Source organism: Microbacterium longlingense, from assembly GCF_058349825.2.
Genome location: NZ_JBYRJA020000002.1, coordinates 458,806 through 477,603, shown reverse-complemented (window position 1 = coordinate 477,603; position 18,798 = coordinate 458,806). Strand labels below are relative to the sequence as shown.

Below are 18,798 nucleotides of genomic sequence, written 5' to 3'. Positions count from 1 at the left end.
TGTGAGGAAGGTCTGCAACTGCTCGGCCGTCCAGGTCGCGATTTCAGGTTTCTGCGCCCGTACCTCGCTGGACTTCGATGGCTTGACGGTGCGCTTCTTCTTCGCCGGGTTCACGGTCAGGTGCCCGTCGTCTATCGCAGCGTCGAGGATCGCCCCGAGTACGACGTGCACCTCGTGGACGCTGTTTGCCGAGAGCGGCTGTCCTTTGCGGTACTCGTCGTTGCGGCCGTGGTCTTCGAGGTCGCGGTAGTGGCGGGTGATACGGGTGGCGGTGAGCTTGTCGAGCCGGATCGTGCCGAGTCGGGGGCGGATGTGGTTGCGGATGATCTTCTTGTACCCGGAGATCGTGGACGCCGCGAGCTTGAGCCCTGTGATGTCTCAGAACTTCGGTGACGGTTCATGTCTCGAGACATCGGTGACGGTTCGGTCTTCGGGTGGGGGTGGCGGGGCTTTCCGCTGCCGACGTAGCGGATGCCGGGCTGGGGCAGCGAGTGGTGGATGAGGAGTTCTCCGGTGCGGGTGTCGAAGAAGCTGACCGTGCCGGCGTCGATGATGGCGTGCACGTGTTCGCAGGCGTGGCCGTGGCCGATCTGGTGGGCGACCTCGCGGATCGTGACGACGCCGCTGCTGCGCACTTTCCGTACGTACTCGCCGGTGCCCGTGGGCGGGATGACCGTCGAGCGCGTGGCCGGGGCAGGAGCGTTGGTCAGGGGCTCCGGTGCGGGGATCACGGGGTCGACGGGTGCGGGCTTGGGGCGCGGCGGCTCGGCGACCGGGGTGGCGTCCCATGCGGCGTGCGGGGTGATCCGGCCGGGCAGGCCCTGGTGGGGGCGTTCGGTGTTGTAGATGATGTCGAACCGGTCGACCTGCTCTTGTAGTTGTTCGATCGTCTCGGCGAGGGGCTGTTTGTCGAGCCACCGGAACAGGGTCTGGTGGAAGCGCTCGTTCTTGCCCTGCGTGGTGGGCTGGCCCGGCTTGCCCGTGATCGCTTCCACGCCCAGCGAGGTCACATAGGTGACGAGCTGGCCCTCCCAGCCTCGACGTGACGGGTCCAACGTCATCCCGTTGTCGCTGAGCAGCCGCTGCGGCGCCCCGCGGGCGGCGCCCCCCTTCGCTATGACAGCGAGAGCGCCTTGACTGGTCTCGCCGTCGGCGACGTGGGAGGCGACCGCGAGGCGGGAGTGGTCGTCTTCAAGCTGGAAGATCACGCAGGTGCGGCCCCCGATCAGGACCTACTCGGTCGCATCGAGCTGCCAGCACGCGTTCGGCGCCGGACACACGAACCGCCGATACGCGGCCCGCGGCTTCTTCTTCGACTCCCATCGAGCCACGCCCTTCTCACGGAAGATCCGTGCCAGCGACGCCACCGACGGGGCTGGCAGGCCCATCGCGGTCGTCTTGTGGTGCACGCTGATCGGCCCGTGGTCCAGACCCGACGACTCCAGCGCCGCACGCACGCCGAGCGCCTGCCGCTTCACGTCCTCACCAATCCGCGACGGCCACACCTTCGGGCGGCGAGACCGCGGCTCCAGCACCGCGGCTTGCCCCTCCGAGCGGGCACGAGCCAGGACCTTGTAGAACGTCCTGCGCGACAGACCGTGCTCGACGCAGAACGAGGTCACCGAGCCACGCGGCGCGGCCTCGGGCCGCTGGCTGATAGCGAGACGGACACGGGCATCAACAGGCTCATTCGACGGCATCCATCAAGCCGAAAGGCCGCCACCCGGCCGACGAACCCGACAAGTGTCACCACCAACACCCCTCGAAGCGTCACCGATGTGCTGAGGCAGAACTGTCACCGATGTCCCGCGAGATAACAAGTGAAATGTCCACCATGTGTCCATACCGACATTTCGGTTGCGTCCGTCGCTGCTTCGATGGGGTGCGGAGGCGGGGACTTCGTCGACCAGGGAGACCAGAATCACCGAGCTTCGGAGCCCCGATAGTCTCAAAGTGTGGAACCCGAAGGTGCCGATGGCCAGGTCGCGATGCGATCGCGAGACATTCTTCGGCACCCGGCGTTCGCGTACTTCTGGAGCGCGACGACCATCCGCGCTTTCGGCGGCGCGATCGCAGGGGTCGCGTTCCAGGTGCTCATCGTCACGGTCGCGAATGCAACCCCGATGCAGATCAGCATCCTGAGTGCGCTTGGTGTCTTGCCGTATCTCTTCCTCGGGTTGATCGTCGGCGCATTGATGGACCGCTGGCGTCGCCAACGTGCGCTGGTGCTGACCACCATCGGACGCGTTGTGACGCTGGCGACGATCGCTGTGCTGCTGCTCGTGAACGCGCTCAGTTTCTGGTCTCTGGCGGCGGTAATCCTCGTGCTGGGGGTGCTCACGCTGTTCGCGGATTCCGCGGCGCAACCGCTGCTGCCACGCATCGTTCCGCGACCATCGCTCGTGTCCGCGAATGCGCGGCTCGGTCAGAGTCAGACCGTCGCGGAAACAGCGGGCCCCGCACTTGGAGGCCTGTTACTCAACCTGATCGGCGCACCGCTCCTGTTCGCATTCGACGCGATCATCAACGCGATCGCCGCAATTCTGCAGTCGCGAATAAAGGTCGTCGAACCGAAGCCGGAATCGCGCCCGGCGGGTCGTCACATTGGGCACGATATCGCCCAGGGTATGCGGTACACGTATCAGCATCAGACTCTCCGGCCTCTCGCGCTCTCGTTGCACGTCTGGTTCCTCGGCAACAGCATCGTCACGACCGTCTTCGCGGTCTTCGTTCTGCGTGAGCTCGCTTTACCATCATGGGCGTACGGCGTTGCTCTTGCGGGCGGAGGGGTCGGCGGCTTCATTGGAGCGATGATCGCGCCTCGTATCGGTTCCCGGCTCGGCGCCGGGCGAGCCATTCTGCTCGGTCGGGTCTTGGTCGTGCTCCCCTGGCTCGTCCTCGCGCTGGCGCCACTCACTTCCGACAGCGGCGTCGGAGTGGTGCTGACGGTGGTCGCGGGTGCGCAGTTGCTTTACTGCCTGGCCATGGGCATCGAAGACACCAACGACATCTCCTATCGCCAGTCGGTCGCCCCCGACGGAATCCAGGGACGCATGAACTCCACGATCCGCACTATCAACCGCATCGTGTTCTTCTTTGGCGCGCTGCTGACCGGCCTGCTCATGACGCTCCTCGGCTACCACCTGACGATCGGCATCGGAGCCGGCATCTTCCTCGTCGCCGCACTCGTCATCGTGTTCTCCCCACTGCGAAAAGCGCGACACGAGGATGCCGTGACCTGATCGAGGGCAGAAGAGAAAGCACGAGAGTCGCTGCAGGGCGATGCTGTCGGCGCCGCTTACACCAGGCTCGGACCTGACCGGAACTTGAGTCCTCCCACCGAGCGCGTCGGGAAGGCGGACATCTCCGTATCCGAACCCGCCGACTGACGGTTGGACCGCGGACATCTCTGAGTGGTTCCTACGACCGCGAACGAAAAAGAGCACAACGTGACGAGGCTGCCTGCGTGGCTCGCCGCACTCGCCATCGCTGTGTTCGCCGTGGTCCCAATGTGGGGCATCGCCCTGCCGCTCTCGCCGCCAAGCGGGGTGTGCGCCGCGATCCTGCCACCGTCGGCGGGATGCGCCGGTGACGCGCGCCTACTGCCCGCCATCATCTGGAGTCTCCTTGTGGCGGGGGCAGTCACCACAGCTCTGCTCCTGGGGCGGCGCTGGCGCTGGTGGGGTGCGGCGGCAGGGGCAGTGCTCGTCGTGATCGTCGGCTGCGTGGGATACATCGCGACTCTGTACCTGCGGCCTTTTCTCTTCGGTTAGGACGTGACCTGATAGCAGGCCGTCGATTCCCGCCGAGGACAGTAGGTCGGTTCGCAGGATTGCAGTCGACTCCCGCGCATCTGGCCCGGATGCTTCGGGGAGCGGCAGAAAGTGCTAGCGAAAGTGCTAAGCAACGTATAGGTCGGGGTATCGCGGTGGAGTTATCCACAGGTCACATGCCGCAGATCGTTGATTTTATGCGGCAGAACGATCGGTCAAGATTCACGGCGCGAGGGGGTCGAGGTCAGTTCAAGTCCCCCCTCGCGAACAGAACGAAACCAGCCCCTCACCAGGGCTTTTATGATCCGGGTGAGGGGCTGTTTGGTTGCTATGGGGCGAAATATGGGGCAAGCGCCTTCGTTCGCCCCATCGCGGGGTTCAGGCTCCGGCGAGGCGGCTGGCGAACTGGTCGACGGCGTTCTTCTGCATCGTCGGGGTGACGTGGCTGTAGATGTTCATGGTTGTGGTGATGGTGGAGTGGTCGAGGCGTTCCTGCACGACCTTGGGCGGCACGCCGAGTTCCATGAGGATCGTCGCGTGCGTGTGTCGGAGTCCTTTGAGGGTGACGCGGGGCAGGTGCTCGAACTTCTTGACCCCCGCGGCCCACTTGAGGCGGCGATCCCAGCGGCTCGTCATCGCGTCGGGTGAGCGGGGCCTTCCGTCGTCGTCACCGAAGATGTAGGCGTCGGCCCGTGCCAGCTCGAACGACAGTTCCGCGCGGGCGACCTTGTAGGAGGCGAGCACTTTCCGTGTCGCGATGTCGATGTCGATGTCGATGCCGAGCGCGTCGGACATGGTGTGCAAGTCCATCCCGCTCGCTTGCCGTGCGGCGCGGAGATTCGCGGCGACGTGCGTGTTCATGATTCCCGGAGGGTTGCCCCTCACCCGCCCTGTTTCCATGGTGAGAACATGCAGCGCGGTACGTGACGACGTAAGCGCGAGCTTCCACCGTTGAATGCACCATCCTCGCGCGCGGCAACGCACGGATGGCACCATCCCTCCGTCGAGCTCGGCCGTCGCGTCGTGATCCCGCGCGAGAAGTTCCTGAGCTCGTTCGCCGACGACACGACGGCCGACTGACTAACCTTGGCTCGACCGCTGCTATTTCTCGGCTAGTACATCTAAAGTAGAAATAGTGACGACGGAAGGGAGGCTGTGATGGGTGCGTACGTCGAGCGCCTGTGGCATCCCGAGGACGCGAGCGGTCTGAGCCGCAAGGATCGCGCGCCCGGCCGCTACCTCGCCTATGTGCCCGACGAACTGGGCGAGCGCCTTCCGACGCTGGGCGCCGAGGCGCAGGGCGCGGCGGAGGACGCACTGGCTGTCCTTGCCCGCGCGGATGAGCGGATCGGAGCGCGGGGCCGCTACCTGAATCACCTCCTGATCCGTTCGGAGTCCATCTCGTCCTCATGGATCGAAGGCAACCGGGTCACGCCCAAACGCCTCGCGATCGCCGAGTTGCTGAACCAGGGACCGCGTCAGGCACTGGACGTCGTGGCGAACGTACGCGCGACCGAGTCAGCTATCGCTCAGCTGGCCGACCATACACGCACCATCGAGACCTCCGACATCGTGGACCTCCAGCACGTCATCGAACCCCGATTGGAGCGTGGGCTGCGACAGGAGCAGAACTGGGTCGGCGGGCCCGGCTGGTCGCCACTACGAGCCGCATTCGTCCCGCCGCCGGAGACAGAGGTACCCCGACTCGTGGCGGACCTCGCGCGGTTCGTCACCGTCACGAGCGGAAACCCGGTGGTGCGCGCGGCGATCGCGCACGCGCAGTTCGAGACGATCCACCCGTTCATCGACGGCAACGGCCGTACCGGACGCGCCCTCATCCACACCGTTCTGCGCCGTGCCGACGCACTGCGGAACGCGCTCATCCCGATCAGCACCGTCTTCGCCGGAGACACCGACGCCTACATTGCGGGCCTCACCGACTACCGCGCCGATCCGCCCGCGCTCGATGAATGGGTGATCGGCTTCGCGCAGGCCGCGGAGAAGGCAGCCGGGAATGCGGTGAAGCTCGCGGAGGACATCGCCGCGCTCGACCGGGACGTGTCCGACCGGCTCGTCGCCTTCCGTCGTGACCGGGGTCTGAACCCCGCCGCGCCGCGGCGGGATGCCGTCGTGCTGCGCATCCTCGACACGCTCGCCTCCGATCCGGTCATCACCGCCGAATCCGTCAGCACCCGCCTCGCTGTCTCACCAGCCGCAGCCCACCGGGCACTGACCGAGCTGGCCGAGGCGGGCATTCTTGGACGCACGAAGGATCAGCGTGGCCGCCTGGTGTGCTGGACTGCCGACCGCCACCTCGCGCTCGTCGCGCTCACCGAGCGCAGCAACCGCGTCGGCGGGAGGGACACTCAGGGGCGTAAGCCGCGACTCGGGCCCGCGCTGCCCGACGTGAGCCAGTTCGGCGCACGACGCCAGACGTCCACCACGCGACGCGACGCGCCCGGCCTGTAGGACGACGGGACCGATGGCCGATTACTGGAACCACAACACCGCCTACCATGCAGAGCTCCTGGACTCCGTGCCGCCATCGGGCGAGGATGTGCTCGACGTCGGCTGCGGAGACGGCCTCCTGGTGGAGAAGCTCGCAACCAAAGCCACGAGGGTGATCGGCCTGGACCCTGATCCACAGGCCATCAGCCAAGCGCAAGGACGCTTAGCCGAGACGCCGAACGCTCAGGTCGTCCTCGGCTCATTGCTGACCGCACGGGAACTGGATGGGCGAAGCTTCGACCTCATCACCTGCGTCGCCACGCTCCATCACATGCCCCTGGTTGCCGCTCTCGAACAGATGAAAGCGAAACTCAAGCCGGGTGGCCGTCTGTGCATCGTCGGCTTGTCGGCAAACAAGACAGCCTGGGACTGGATCGTGTCCGGGGTACAGGTGCTCCCCATCCGATTGCTGAGCAAGCTCCGCGGCGAATCGGGCTATCCCGGCATGACCGTCGCACGCCCCTCGGAATCGCTCGCCGAGATCAGACGTCTCTCCCGGACGGTACTGCCAGGCAGACGGGTCCGCCGCCGATTCTGGTACCGCTACACGTTGACCTGGACGAAGCCCGACTAGACGACACAAGCCTGGCGACAGCCCGAGTCCTCGACTGGGCGGGGTCGGCCGTGGCCGCGCGTGCGATGGTTGACCTCGAGCTGCGCGGCGCGCGCCCTCCGTTCGGCCAGAGCGCGCTCAGCGGCTTCACGCACCGCTTGCTCCTGGGCGACACGGACGCGGATGAGCTGCGCGCTCTCTGTCGGGCCGCGATAGGTGCGGCCCGTTCCGGGTCAGTGCCTCCCGGCGCGAGGCGCGTCCATACTCCGTCCTGGTCCCACCGCCACTCGTGCGCGTGGACGAGCGCCGCAACACTCGTCGCGGGCACGCCGAGTTCATCGTGCGCGACCGGCGCGGCGCGCAATGTCGGTGCGACCATCCGCGATGGTCTGCCGTGCTGTGCTGCAACATCGATGGCGGTGCGCAGCATGGTCGTTCTCCCGCTGTCCGCTGCTCCTTCCACAATCACCAATGGATCAGCCGAGGCAACCGATGCCGCCGCTTCGGACTGTCCGGCGTCGAGTACCGCCGTTTCTGCAAGGCGTTGCACATCGGGGGGCTTCGGCTCCCGATCGGGCACCTGGGCGGTGAGGAAGTCGCGGAGGTGGGCGTCAGCGTGCATGACGCGCACGCTTGTCACATGCGCCACATGCTCCAGGTGGGGTGTGTCGGGCGGGAGGATTGAGAAGCAGTCCTCCAACGCGAGCCGCGTAGCGACGGTGATGAAGTCACGTATCTGATCGGGTGTGGCGCGTAGCCCGTGCTCTGTCATGATCCGGGTCGTGTGCTCCTCCCCCGTCACGGGATCGAGGGTGAGACCGTGCCGCTCCAGTACGTCGGCAAGCTGCGGATGCGCGGCGATCACCGCCATGCCCAGGGCGCGGATCGCGCCCTGCTCTTTGAACATCGTGCGTGTGTCCAATGCGCGCCACTTCCCGGCAGCCCACACCCTTGTACCGAGTTGCATATGAGTATGCCGGTGCGGATCGCCCGCACGGGAGGATGCCGGATCGGTTCAATGATCGATGACGGAACGTCGGGGAGGATGGGTCGTCTCGATGCAGGAGTTCTTCACATCACCGTGGTGAGCAAGCCTCGTGCTCGCGCCGCCACGCTGTCACACGTTTATCGGCACGACCTCTCAGGGACTTCTAATTCCTGTTCTTGGTAGTCGCGCGGAGTCATGTTGTGAAAGCGAGTGAACGCCCGGCTGAAGTTTGACACTTGCGTGTAGCCGACCTGGCCGGCGACGGCGCTGGGTTTGACGTCGCTCGCGAGGAGCTGGCGGGCGATGCGCATGCGGGCGGCGTGGCGCCAACGCGCGAATGTCATCCCGGTCTCAGCGCGGAAGGCGTTGTCGATGTCATCGGGGAGCGCGGAAGTCGTGCCCTCGGTGCTCGTTGCGATTCGACGGAGGAAGTTGGTCGCTGCTTCCCGGGCTCGCGCGTTCGTGGGCATGGGGACGGTGCGGGAGCGGGCAACGGCGAGTTGAGTGTCGAAAACGCGGAGGATGTGTCGGGGATCGTAGTTCTCGGGGCGGAGCGGCGTGTTCGCCGTAACGGCACAGTAAAGGAGGTATGTCTCCCAGGTCGACGGGAACTGCGCTCGGAGCGGTTCGGAGATCTGGGCGTCTTTCTCGCTGAGGACGCCGATGGGCAGAGAGAGTGAGTTTTCGGGTAGTCCGGTCTCGCGTTCGATGCCTGCCGGTAGCCAGAGAGTGTCGCCTTTTGCCCGTTCAAAACGCGCGTCTCCGACTCGTGCCCATCCGCGACCGCGGTACATCCACGTCAGCACGTTGTATGGGGCGACCCGGGCTCGGTTCTGACCGGCGGGCACCGTGAGCGGCGGCGGCTCATCGTCGAGGAGGTGGCTCAGAGCCGCGGTGTCGCGGTCTGCCTGAACGCGGCGTGTGAGACCCGCACCAGGCTGAGCAACGCACGCGGCGGCGTAGTCGCGGGGCGTGAGACCGTACCGCTCACGGAAAGCGCGGGTGAAGCCGCTCCGGCTCGCGAATCCTGCACGTGAGGCCACGTGGCCGACGTCGTATCCGGCGGCGAGGAATTCAGATGCTGCCGCGAGCCGGCAGGAGCTTCGCCATTGCGCGAAGGTCATCTCGGTATCGCGCAGGAAACCGCGTCGCACGGTGTTGGCGCTCGACGAGGCCCACACGGCCCACTGCTCCACGGTGTGATCGAGGGCTGGATTCCGCCGCAACTCGCGCGCGACCCTTCCTGCGGCGACGCTCTCCGGGATCGGCGGATATTCTCCCGCCTTGGGCGAATCGCCGTGGATTCGCGGATGACGCGGACCGGACGCGCTGAGCACGTTTCCCAGCTCTGCGGGCGACACCTGGTCATAGGTCGTATAGGCATGAGCGAAGTGCGCGATCAGCCAGGCGCGCCAGGCGTCCTCGACCGCGAATCGTCCGATGTCCGTCGGTGCCCCGGGGATGGCATGCACGGGAACCCATGTCGGGAAGACGACAGCACCCGGTTCGGTCCGGATCTCGTACTCGGCCTCGGCAGGAAGCCAGATTCCCGTTCCCGCGTCGATGCGATGGTCCTGCCCGTCGGGCGTACGGACGTTCGACGTGCCGGTATGCGTCCACAGCAGGAGGTGATCATACGGCTGCGGCGGCTCGCTCATGCGACACGCGGGGATGGCGGGCGGGGTGACGGCGTCGATAAGCGTCCTCGCGGATTGCGAAAGTGATAAACACATGAGAGTTTACGCGCCCTGCATGAGGGAAGGCTCACCTAATCTCCAAAGGGTGTGTTTTTCACGCACGTGCACCTCGACCAACCTCGACCAGAGAAGACCTTCACCCGTTATGCCGCAGACCTCTCGTGGGGCCACGATGCACCCCATCAGCCTGCGCGAAGTGCAGGTGGTTCGCGCGTACGATCTCACCCCCGGAATGCGTCGCATCACGCTGGGCGGACCTCAGCTGGGGTCGTTTACGTCCGGCAACGGTCTTGCGCAACCCGACTTCCGCAGCGATGGCTTCGACGACGAGCTCAGACTCGTCTTCCCTCATCCCGGTGACTCGGAGCCGATCCTGCCGGTACAGATCGAGGGGAGCATCCGCGCTCCGGAGGGCGGGCGGGTGCTGAGCAGGCCCTACACGGTACGGCGGTGGAACCCCGCGACGCGCGAGATGGACGTCGATGTCGTGATGCACGGCACCGGGATCGCCGCGACCTGGGCCGCGCGCGCCACACCGGGCGACCGGATCCACTTCTTCGGCCCTCTTATGTCACATTCGCTGCCGGACGCCGATTGGCTGCTCGTGGCCGGCGACGAGACCGCCCTCCCCGCCATCGCACGGCTCCTGGACGAGATCCCTGACAGCGCCGTCGCGCGTGTCTTCATCGAGATCGCGGAGGACACACATCGGCAAGAGCTTCGACAGCCCTCCGGCGTGGAGATCACCTGGCTCTCGCGCGACGGGGCCGAGCCGGGGACGACGACCCTCCTGCAGGACGCTGTCACGTCGAGCCGATGGCCCGAGGGACGGCCGTTCGCGTGGATCGCCGGAGAGCAAGCCACCGTGCGCGACCTGCGCCGTCACCTGGTGGGAGAGCGTCATCTGCCCAAGACGGAGATCGACTTCACCGGCTACTGGAAGCGCAGGACGGTCGTCACGCTCGCCGACGACAGTACGTTGCCGGATCCCGATCAGAACACGGATGCGGCCGACCTCTTCCATGACCTGACCGAGATCGTCCCGCCCATCGCGATTCGCGTCGCCACGCAGCTCGGACTGGGCGAGCTCATCGCGCGTGGCGTCGGTACAACCGCCGCACTCGCACGGGAGACCGGCAGCGACGAACGAGCGCTGGGCAAGCTGCTGCGGTACTTGCATGCGATCGAGCTGCTGGGCGAGGTCTCGGCCGGCGAGTACCGGCTCACCGAGGTCGGCGAGAACCTGATCGACGAGCACTGGAGCAGGGCGCTGCACCCCGACAGTGCGCAGGCGCGCGGAGAGATCGGCATCCACGGCCTGGCCGAGTCCGTACTTACCGGGAAGGCCTCCTACGCCTCCATCGCCGGGCAGAGCTTCGCTGCTCTGCGAGCGGAGCAATGGTTCGAGGACGTCTACCTCGAGGAGACGACGGAAGAGGCGGACCTGCTCGCCGCGGCGATCGCACGGTCCTCCGCCCTGGACGGTGTCGCGCATGTCGTCGTCCATTCAGCCGGAGCAGGTGCCCTGGCCAGGGAGATCGTCGCGGCTCGCCCGAGCCAGCACGTCACGATCTGCGCCCTCCCCGCGCAGGCGGACTGGCTACGACGCGATCTGACCGCTTCGATCCGGGACAACAGCCAGCGTACGCGGGTCGACATCGTCGAGCAGTCGATCTTCGAGCCATCGCCGGCCGCCGACGCCGTGCTCATCGTCGCAGCGCTCGCCGAGCACGCGGACGCCGACGCCGCGCACGCCCTGCGCCGCGCATCGACGGGCCTCGCGCAATCCGGGCGACTGCTTCTGTTCGAGGAGCTGTACGAGGATCAGACCCTCACCGAGCACGCGGCCGAGCGCGACCTCCTCGCGCTCACCCGCGACGGCACGGGATTGCGCACCAAGGCCGACCTGACCGCCGTGATCCATCGAGCTGAGTTGACTGTCGCTGCGACGCACCCGGTCGGCTGGGGCTCACGCCTCTACCAGCTCACACGCGACGAACAGGGCTGAGACAGCGGTCTCGACCCCTCCGACGAAAGGAAACATCCATGACAGTGTCGACACTCCCCCGACGGTTCGGCGGCTTGATCGCCGGACTCGTCAGCGCCAGTCTCCTGTTGACAGCGTGCGGCAGCGGCGAGACGCCCGACGAGACGCCTGCTTCCCCGGCGGATGCCGGGGGCTATCCGGTCACCGTGAACACCACCTACGGCGAGATCACGCTGGAGAAGAAGCCAGAGCGCATCGTCGTGATCGGCGCGGACTTCGTCGACATGCTGGCGGCGCTCGGGGAGAGTCCTGTCGCATTCGCCGGTTCAGGCGAACAGGACGAGGATACGCTCCTCCAGCGATCCCCGTGGCTCGCGGACATCGATATCAGTGGCTTCGATCCCGCGCTCATCACGGCGGAGTACAAGGCTGACCCCGAGGCCATCGCTGTACACCAGCCTGACCTGATCATCGGAACTCCGTACTACATTGCGCAGCAGCAGCTCGACCAGCTCTCCCGCATTGCACCCACCTACGTGACGATCTTCGCATCGGATCGGGACTGGACGGACAACCTGACCGACCTGGGTGTCCTGCTCGGCGATACCGAGGGCGCTGCACAGGCGATCTCGCAGATCGATGACGAGTTCAGGGCCGCCCGAGACCAGCTGACTGGTCTGCAAGGCGCGACCTTCAACATTGCCTGGAGCACCGGTGACGGTCTTCGGCTGCCACCGGCCTACGGCTGGGTAGAGGACCTCGGGCTTGTCCATGCCGAAAGCCAACCCGGCCCCGGCGACCAAGCGGTGAACCTCTCGTGGGAAAACCTCGATCAGCTCTCCGGCGAGGTTGCGATCGTCCAGGCCGATGAGGCCGGACAAGCCGCCCTGGAAGCCGATCCACGATTCGCGGAGCTGCCGTCGGTGAGAAACGGAGCGCAGTTCTTCGACGAGCGAGCCGTGATCGACGCCGGGCTGGCTGCCGGACCGGCAAGCATGTCCTGGCTGCTGGCGCACGTGGTGCCGCTGCTGGAGGGCTCTCCCCTGAACTCCAGCGGGCAGTGAGTACCGGCTCACGCTTCCACGCCTGGCATCCTGGCCGTGAGGGTTGCGACCGGGGTGTCAGCGCGCCGACAGCATCAGCGCTGTGACGCCCCGGGGCCGTTTTCGAGTAAGGGCAATCCATGACCACATCCGCCCGGGCGTCACATCTCACCGTGAACGGGGAGACCACACCGAGCTCAGCCACATCGTCGGCAGTGCCCTCACAGGCATCCGGTGCGCGTCGGACCCTCGGCTTCCTGACGGCTGTCGTGCTCCTCTTCCTCCTTCTCCTCCTGAGCATCGGGGTGGGTTCGAAGGACATCCCCCTCGGGGTGGTGGTCGAGTCACTGCTGCGCAACGCCGGTACGGGGGATGCCTACGTCATCTGGGATATGCGGGTCCCTCGAACCGTCATCGGCCTCTGCGTCGGCATTGCGCTCGGTGTCGCCGGCGCCTTGATCCAAGCGCTCACTCGAAACCCGCTTGCTGACCCCGGCATCCTCGGAGTGAATGCGGGCGCGGCATTCTTCGTCGCTCTTGGCGTGGCGGCGTTCGGGGTGTCTTCGATCAGCGGCTACGTGTGGTGGGCGTTCGGCGGAGCCCTTGTGATGACAGTCGCGGTGTATGTGATCGGTTCGGCGGGTCGCGGCGGAGCTGATCCTGTGCAACTCACCCTCGCGGGTGTCGCGATCGGGGCGGTGCTGTCGGGCATCATCACCGCGATGGTGCTGATCGACCCGCGTGCCTTCGATCAGATGCGCAACTGGAATGCCGGGAGCATTGTCGGTCGTGGGTGGGATGTTCTCCTGCCAGTACTGCCGTTTCTCATCCTCGGCGCCATCCTCGCCGCGATCGTGGTGCCGTCGCTGAACGCGATTGCATTGGGTGATGATCTGGCGCGGTCGTTGGGAGCGAACATCACTCGCACTCGTATCCTCGTGATCGTCGCCGTGACGTTGCTCGCCGGCGGTGCGACCGCGATCGCGGGGCCGATCGGGTTCGTCGGACTGATGGTGCCGCACATCGCCCGATGGATCGTCGGCCCCGATCAACGATGGATTCTCGCCTACACCTTCCTGCTGGCTCCCGCGCTTGTGATCGCAGCCGACATTCTCGGGCGCATCGTCATCCGCCCCGGCGAGTTCCCCGTCGGTATCGTCACCGCATTCGTGGGCGCCCCCGTGCTGATCCTGCTCGTGCGCCGGAAGAAAGCGAGCGGACTATGACCTCGGTGGAATCCGCCGGCGAGTCCCAGGCCTCGGCCCCGCGCGCCGCTGTGCGAGTGGACTTCGGACATCGGACCGTGGTCGTACGCCGCACAGGATTCGCGGTGCGCTGGCAACTCCGATCACTGCTCGTTTGCACAACCGTGGCCCTGCTGACCGTTGTGGTGACCGTGTGGGCGCTGACCCTGGGGACGTATCCGCTGAGCCTGGCTCAGATCTGGCAGGCACTGGTCAACGATCCCCAGGCAGGCTTCGCCCGGACGGTCGTGATGGAGTGGCGCGCTCCACGAGCGATCGCCGCGGTCGTGTTCGGCGCTGCGCTGGGCACCTCGGGTGCGGTCTTCCAGTCACTCACCCGCAATCCCCTCGCCTCCCCGGATATCATCGGGTTCTCCGCCGGCTCATACACCGGTGCGCTGATCGTGATCATCCTGGTCGGCGGCTCCTACCTCCAGCTCGCGGCCGGTGCGGTCACGGGCGGTCTGGGCACGGCGCTGCTGGTGTATCTTCTGGCGTGGCGGCGTGGAGTGCAGGGTTTCCGGCTCATCATCGTCGGGATCGCCGTGTCCGCGATGCTGGCATCGTTCAACACCTGGCTCATGCTTACCGCCGACCTCGAGGTCGCCATGAGCGCGGCAGCCTGGGGCGCCGGTTCGCTGAACGGGACCGGTTGGGAACAGGCTCTTTCCGGGTCTCTCATCGTCCTGCTCCTGCTGGCCGGGCTCGCACCGTTGGCACGGGGGCTGCGGCAGCTGGAGCTTGGGGACGACGCCGCGAAAGCCACCGGAACCCGGGCGGAGTCGACGCGGTTGGCGGTCATGGCGATCGGTGTCGCCCTCGTCGCCGTGGTGACCGCCGCGGCCGGTCCGATCGCGTTTATCGCCCTCGCCGCCCCGCAGATCGCCCGCCGTATCGCCCGCACCCCTGGCGTTACCCTCGCTCCCGCCGCGGTGACGGGGGCGATCCTGCTGGCGGGGGCCGATGTCATCGCCCAGCACCTGCTCCCCGTCACCCTGCCCGTTGGCGTCGTCACCGTCGTCCTCGGCGGTGGCTACCTGGTGTGGCTGATCATCCGGGAGATCCGCCGCCGTGCCTGATGCCACGCTCTCCTCGCCTCCGCATTCCTCGGGAAGGACCCCACCGATGCGCATCACCGACCACACCCGCAGTCCGGTGAGTGCGCCGACGGCACGGTTGCGGGCAGAAGGCGCGTCAATCGGATACGACACGCGAATCATCAGCGGAAACCTGTCCGTGCAGATACCCGATGAGTCGTTCACGGTGATCGTCGGGCCGAACGCCTGCGGGAAGTCCACCCTTCTGCGCGGTCTGTCCCGCCTGCTCAAACCCGTTGCGGGTGAGGTGATTCTCGATGGCATCGATATCCACTCGTTGAAGGCGAAGGAGGTCGCTCGGCGGATCGGGCTGATGCCGCAAACCTCCGTCGCTCCCGACGGAATCACCGTCGCCGATCTGGTCTCGCGGGGACGGTATCCTTATCAGAGGTTGATCCGTCAATGGACCCATGCCGATGAGCGCGCCGTGGCACGGGCGATGGAAGCCACGAACGTCACCGCGCTGTCGGGCCGTCTCGTCGACGAGCTCTCCGGCGGACAACGCCAACGCGTCTGGGTCGCGATGGCCCTTGCGCAGGAGACCGGGATACTGCTGTTGGATGAGCCGACTACCTTCCTTGACATCACCCATCAGATCGATCTCCTCGAACTCTTCACCGACCTCAACAGCGCCGGACGCACTCTCGTGGCGGTCCTGCACGATCTGAACCACGCTGCCCGGTACGCTACCCACCTGATCGCGATGCGCGATGGGCAGGTGGTTGCGGAGGGCGCGCCCGCGGAGATCGTGACCGCGGAGCTGGTGCAGGAGGTCTTCGGGCTCAAGTGCGTCGTCGTGCCTGACCCGGTGGCGGGTACGCCGTCCGTGGTGCCGCTGGGCCGGGATCGCGGAGGAAGAAGCACGGCCGGAAGGGCGCCACATGCGCCGGGCGCGGAGGCATGAGACCCGCACACCCTGCGAACGGGTGAACACGTTCACCCATACATGGCAACCTCTGATAAGTGCGAGCAAAAGTGCTACGCAACCTGTGGTTCGGGGTATCGCGGTGAAGCTATCCACAGGCGACATGCCGTCGATCGTTGACGATACGCGGGAGAGCGCTCCCTGTGGTCTCGCGGCGCGAGGGGGTCGAGTACGGTTCACGTCCCCCTCGCGCACAGAACGAGAACAGCCTCTCACCCAGAGATTTCATGATCCCGGTGAGGGGCTGTTTCGTCGTCATGGGTGAGATGAGGGGCGACCACCCTGGGCCGCCCTATCGTGGGGTTCAAGCTGACCTTACTCTTCCTCCGACGCAAGCAATCGATCTCGAAGATCTGATCAACGCCGTCGCGAACGCGACCGGCGCGCTCGTCGACGACCTCATGGGACGGTCTGAACCGTGTGCTCGTCGGACTCCGTGTCGCACGTCGTGACGCGCCACAGCGGTTCGCCGCCCACCAGGGTGCGGGTCATCTCGATGATCAGCGGGCTCGGCCACTCTTCCCCGGAGCGTTGTGCGGCGTCGAGGATTCCGGTTCCGGAGGTTTGTTGCTCCGCATCCGTGAGCTCCACCTCCCGCGAGGCGAGCGTTTTGAGGGTCCGGGAGTCGACGATCGATTCCCGGCCGAAACTCGGATCGTTCTTCCGCTCGCCGAACACGTCATACCGCGTGTCCGCACTCCGCAGCCGCCACACCCATCGTGAGTCAACGTATTCGAGCCGGAGACCGACGATGGTCCCGCCGACGGCGTCAGATTCCCCGGGCAAGGACTCCAGGAAATCCGTGGGCCACGAGAGCTCATCCGGCAGGCACGTCCCCGGATAGTTCTCGCCGACGGCAGCCGGAGCTTCGGGCACCGTCGCGCATCCGGAGCTTCCCGCCACAACCGCCAGCAGCACACCGGTCCACAGGAGCCAGCGTTTGAACACCATCGGTCCCCCCGTCGCTCGTGACCGAGCCTACCGAGGTCGGGCGGATGCCCCCTTCGCGCGATCGTGCGTGATCGCTCGGTCTGCGTTTCGCTCCCCCGCGACACGGCAGCGTGCTGCCCTCCACACGGCGAGTTCATACGGCCCCCGTCGCGGCCTCACCCCAGCGAGTCCCGCACCGGGCGACGACGGAGTATCCACCGAATGGGGGATGCGGGTCAGCCGTCCAATGGCTGGGGCGTCGCAAGCCCGTCCGAAAGACTGAGGGGTATGAAGGGAATCTCCGTACGGGGCCTGACGAAACGGTACCGCGATGCTGTCGCGGTCGATGATGTGTCATTCGAGGTGGAGCCGGGCACGAGCTTCGCGTTCCTCGGGGTGAATGGTGCAGGGAAGTCCACGACGATCGGCTGCCTGACGACCGTGTTGCCCTTCGACGCGGGGACGATCGAGGTGGCGGGGCACGATGTCGCCCGGAACGGTGACGCGGTTCGCCGCGCCATCGGCGTGGTGTTTCAGGAATCCCTCCTCGACCCTCTTTTGACGGTGCGGGAGAACCTTGTCGTTCGGGCGCGCCCCTACCTGTCCACCGGCGCACGAATCCGGGCCAGGGTCGCCGAGCTCATCGACCTGGTCGATCTCGGCGACGTCGTGGATCGCCGGTACGGCAGGCTCTCCGGCGGTCAGCGCCGCCGGGCCGACATCGCCAGGGCCCTGCTTCACGACCCGGCGGTGCTGTTTCTGGATGAACCGACGGCAGGGCTGGATCCGGCGAGCAGAAGGACGATCTGGGACACCGTCCGCGGAATGCAAACCCGCACCGGTTTGACCGTCTTCCTCACCACCCATTACATGGAGGAGACCGAGGAAGCAGATCGGGTGTGCCTGATCGAGCGCGGGCGGGTGATCGCCTCGGGCAGCCCCGCGGAACTGCGGGCGCGCCACAGCCCCAGCATCCTCACGCTGACGACGGAGACCGGCACCGAGTATCGCAGCGTGCGAGACGCGGAGGAGGCTCGGCGCATCCTCACCGAGCTGGGCGACCGGGTCTGGGATTTCGAGTTCCGGCACGGCCGGATGGACGACGTGTTCCTCGCTCTGACGGGCCGTCACGGAGAGGACGCCGCCTGATGGGCATCATCCTGACACTGGCACGACGAAACCTGCTGCTGTACTTCCGTGATCCGCTCGCGGTGTTCTTCTCCCTTCTCGGGGCGCTGATCGTCTTCCTGCTCTATGCGCTGTTTCTCGGTAACGTCCAGCTCCTCTCCCTTCGGGCCGCCCTCCCCGAGGCATCGGACGCACAGCTGCGCGGGTTCATCGACGCCTGGATGTTCGCCGGTGTCATCGCGCTCTCGACTATGACCACGCCTCTGGCCGCCTGGGCGACGTTCGTGGCGGATGCCAGCTCCGGACGGTTCCGGGACTTCCTGGTCGCCCCGATCCGGCGCGGTCAGCTCGTCCTGGGATACCTGATCGCCGCGTTCGTGATCGGCGTGTCGATGACCATCGTCCTGCTGCTGGCGGCGCTGGGGTATCTCTGGGCCACGACGGGTGTTGTCCTGAGCGGCGCGGAGATCGCCCGAACGGTCGGGTGGATCGTGCTGTCGGCCGCGGGTTTCGCATCGCTCTGGGCGCTGGTCGCTTCCTTCCTGCGTACCTCCGGGGAGTTCTCCGCGCTCTCGACCATCGTGGGAACGGTCTCGGGTTTCGTCGCCGGCGCCTACATCGCGGTCGGCCTGTTTCCCGATGCGGTCCGCCAGGCCGTCAGCGCCCTGCCGTTCGCGCAGGCCGCGATGCTGATGAGGCGCGAGTTCACGGCGCAGCCGCTCATCGCGGCGGCCGGTGACGGCCCGGCGGCCGATGAGCTGCGCGCCTTCTATGGCATCGCACTCGAGGTGAACGGCTGGCCGATCACGGTTGCCGTCGCCGCCGGAGTGCTCGCCCTGCTCGCGGTGGTCTGCTCGGCGTTGGCTGCTTCGCGCATCCGCTCCCGCGTGGGTTCCGTAGCCTAGAGCACGATGTCGGTGGGCGC

At 66.5% G+C, this 18,798-nt stretch carries 18 protein-coding genes and 1 pseudogene; 12 read left to right on the top strand and 7 right to left on the bottom strand.

The window, feature by feature from the left end; translation table 11 throughout:
- The 3 genes and pseudogenes from AC3RXY_RS05265 to AC3RXY_RS05255 form a co-directional block, all read right to left on the bottom strand.
- On the bottom strand, window positions 1-312 hold a 312-nt coding region (locus tag AC3RXY_RS05265), incomplete at its 3' end, for a hypothetical protein (RefSeq protein ID WP_491509855.1).
- 545 nt (window positions 313-857) lie between these two features.
- Window positions 858-1,061, bottom strand: a pseudogene (locus AC3RXY_RS05260) (integrase core domain-containing protein); the annotation flags it as partial.
- Window positions 1,062-1,232: 171 nt separating this feature from the next.
- The gene (locus AC3RXY_RS05255; RefSeq protein WP_491509842.1) at window positions 1,233-1,700 is read right to left on the bottom strand and encodes a helix-turn-helix domain-containing protein; all 468 of its coding nucleotides are present in this window, start codon (window positions 1,698-1,700) and stop codon (window positions 1,233-1,235) included.
- Between the two features lie 255 nt (window positions 1,701-1,955).
- On the opposite strand from AC3RXY_RS05255, the gene AC3RXY_RS05250 reads away from it, so the two are divergent.
- Together AC3RXY_RS05250 and AC3RXY_RS05245 are read left to right on the top strand one after the other, a co-directional pair.
- The gene (locus tag AC3RXY_RS05250) at window positions 1,956-3,242 is read left to right on the top strand and encodes an MFS transporter (RefSeq protein ID WP_498224450.1); all 1,287 of its coding nucleotides are present in this window, start codon (window positions 1,956-1,958) and stop codon (window positions 3,240-3,242) included.
- Between the two features lie 207 nt (window positions 3,243-3,449).
- The gene (locus AC3RXY_RS05245; RefSeq protein WP_491509841.1) at window positions 3,450-3,773 is read left to right on the top strand and encodes a hypothetical protein; all 324 of its coding nucleotides are present in this window, start codon (window positions 3,450-3,452) and stop codon (window positions 3,771-3,773) included.
- Window positions 3,774-4,151: 378 nt separating this feature from the next.
- Here AC3RXY_RS05245 and AC3RXY_RS05240 read toward each other — a convergent pair whose 3' ends face one another.
- Window positions 4,152-4,583 carry a tyrosine-type recombinase/integrase gene (locus tag AC3RXY_RS05240; RefSeq protein WP_498224448.1) on the bottom strand — a complete coding sequence of 144 codons (432 nt, stop codon included), beginning with the start codon at window positions 4,581-4,583 and terminating at the stop codon, window positions 4,152-4,154.
- 141 nt (window positions 4,584-4,724) lie between these two features.
- Here AC3RXY_RS05240 and AC3RXY_RS05235 point away from each other — a divergent pair, with 141 nt between their 5' ends.
- The 3 genes from AC3RXY_RS05235 to AC3RXY_RS05225 all read left to right on the top strand — a co-directional run bounded on the left by AC3RXY_RS05235 (window position 4,725) and on the right by AC3RXY_RS05225 (window position 6,855).
- Complete coding sequence (locus AC3RXY_RS05235; protein WP_491509839.1) at window positions 4,725-4,853, top strand: hypothetical protein; 129 nt, start codon at window positions 4,725-4,727, stop codon at window positions 4,851-4,853.
- 78 nt (window positions 4,854-4,931) lie between these two features.
- Window positions 4,932-6,242 (top strand): Fic family protein, encoded by a 1,311-nt coding sequence (locus AC3RXY_RS05230; protein ID WP_491509838.1) that lies wholly within the window; start codon window positions 4,932-4,934, stop codon window positions 6,240-6,242.
- A gap of 13 nt (window positions 6,243-6,255) precedes the next feature.
- Entirely contained in the window at window positions 6,256-6,855 is a 600-nt protein-coding gene (locus tag AC3RXY_RS05225; protein ID WP_491509837.1) for a class I SAM-dependent methyltransferase, read from the top strand.
- On the opposite strand, the gene AC3RXY_RS05220 is transcribed toward AC3RXY_RS05225, so the two are convergent.
- Both AC3RXY_RS05220 and AC3RXY_RS05215 read right to left on the bottom strand, forming a co-directional pair.
- On the bottom strand, window positions 6,764-7,801 hold the full coding sequence (locus tag AC3RXY_RS05220) for an AAA family ATPase (protein ID WP_491509836.1): 1,038 nt from the start codon (window positions 7,799-7,801) through the stop codon (window positions 6,764-6,766). The two genes, AC3RXY_RS05225 and AC3RXY_RS05220, sit on opposite strands and share 92 nt — an antisense overlap.
- 158 nt (window positions 7,802-7,959) lie before the next feature.
- Window positions 7,960-9,480, bottom strand: coding sequence for a helix-turn-helix domain-containing protein (locus tag AC3RXY_RS05215; protein WP_491509835.1), 1,521 nt, complete (start codon window positions 9,478-9,480; stop codon window positions 7,960-7,962).
- A 211-nt stretch (window positions 9,481-9,691) separates the two neighbouring features.
- Here AC3RXY_RS05215 and AC3RXY_RS05210 point away from each other — a divergent pair, with 211 nt between their 5' ends.
- The 5 genes from AC3RXY_RS05210 (at window position 9,692) to AC3RXY_RS05190 (ending at window position 15,794) form a co-directional block, all read left to right on the top strand.
- Complete coding sequence (locus tag AC3RXY_RS05210; RefSeq protein ID WP_491509834.1) at window positions 9,692-11,527, top strand: SIP domain-containing protein; 1,836 nt, start codon at window positions 9,692-9,694, stop codon at window positions 11,525-11,527.
- Between the two features lie 38 nt (window positions 11,528-11,565).
- A complete protein-coding gene (locus AC3RXY_RS05205) occupies window positions 11,566-12,570 on the top strand; it encodes an ABC transporter substrate-binding protein (protein WP_491509833.1) in 1,005 nt (334 codons plus the stop codon).
- A 119-nt stretch (window positions 12,571-12,689) separates the two neighbouring features.
- Entirely contained in the window at window positions 12,690-13,775 is a 1,086-nt protein-coding gene (locus AC3RXY_RS05200) for a FecCD family ABC transporter permease (RefSeq protein WP_491509832.1), read from the top strand.
- A complete protein-coding gene (locus AC3RXY_RS05195) occupies window positions 13,772-14,872 on the top strand; it encodes a FecCD family ABC transporter permease (RefSeq protein ID WP_491509831.1) in 1,101 nt (366 codons plus the stop codon). Before AC3RXY_RS05200 ends, AC3RXY_RS05195 begins: the two co-directional genes overlap by 4 nt.
- 46 nt (window positions 14,873-14,918) lie before the next feature.
- The gene (locus tag AC3RXY_RS05190) at window positions 14,919-15,794 is read left to right on the top strand and encodes an ABC transporter ATP-binding protein (protein WP_491509830.1); all 876 of its coding nucleotides are present in this window, start codon (window positions 14,919-14,921) and stop codon (window positions 15,792-15,794) included.
- Window positions 15,795-16,214: 420 nt separating this feature from the next.
- Here the strand turns inward: AC3RXY_RS05190 and AC3RXY_RS05185 are convergent, their stop codons facing one another.
- Window positions 16,215-16,766 carry a hypothetical protein gene (locus tag AC3RXY_RS05185; protein WP_491509829.1) on the bottom strand — a complete coding sequence of 184 codons (552 nt, stop codon included), beginning with the start codon at window positions 16,764-16,766 and terminating at the stop codon, window positions 16,215-16,217.
- A gap of 267 nt (window positions 16,767-17,033) precedes the next feature.
- Here AC3RXY_RS05185 and AC3RXY_RS05180 point away from each other — a divergent pair, with 267 nt between their 5' ends.
- Window positions 17,034-17,894 carry an ABC transporter ATP-binding protein gene (locus AC3RXY_RS05180; protein WP_491509828.1) on the top strand — a complete coding sequence of 287 codons (861 nt, stop codon included), beginning with the start codon at window positions 17,034-17,036 and terminating at the stop codon, window positions 17,892-17,894.
- Entirely contained in the window at window positions 17,894-18,778 is an 885-nt protein-coding gene (locus AC3RXY_RS05175; RefSeq protein WP_491509827.1) for an ABC transporter permease, read from the top strand. The genes AC3RXY_RS05180 and AC3RXY_RS05175 overlap by 1 nt, the downstream gene beginning before the upstream one ends.
- Window positions 18,779-18,798: the final 20 nt, after the last annotated feature.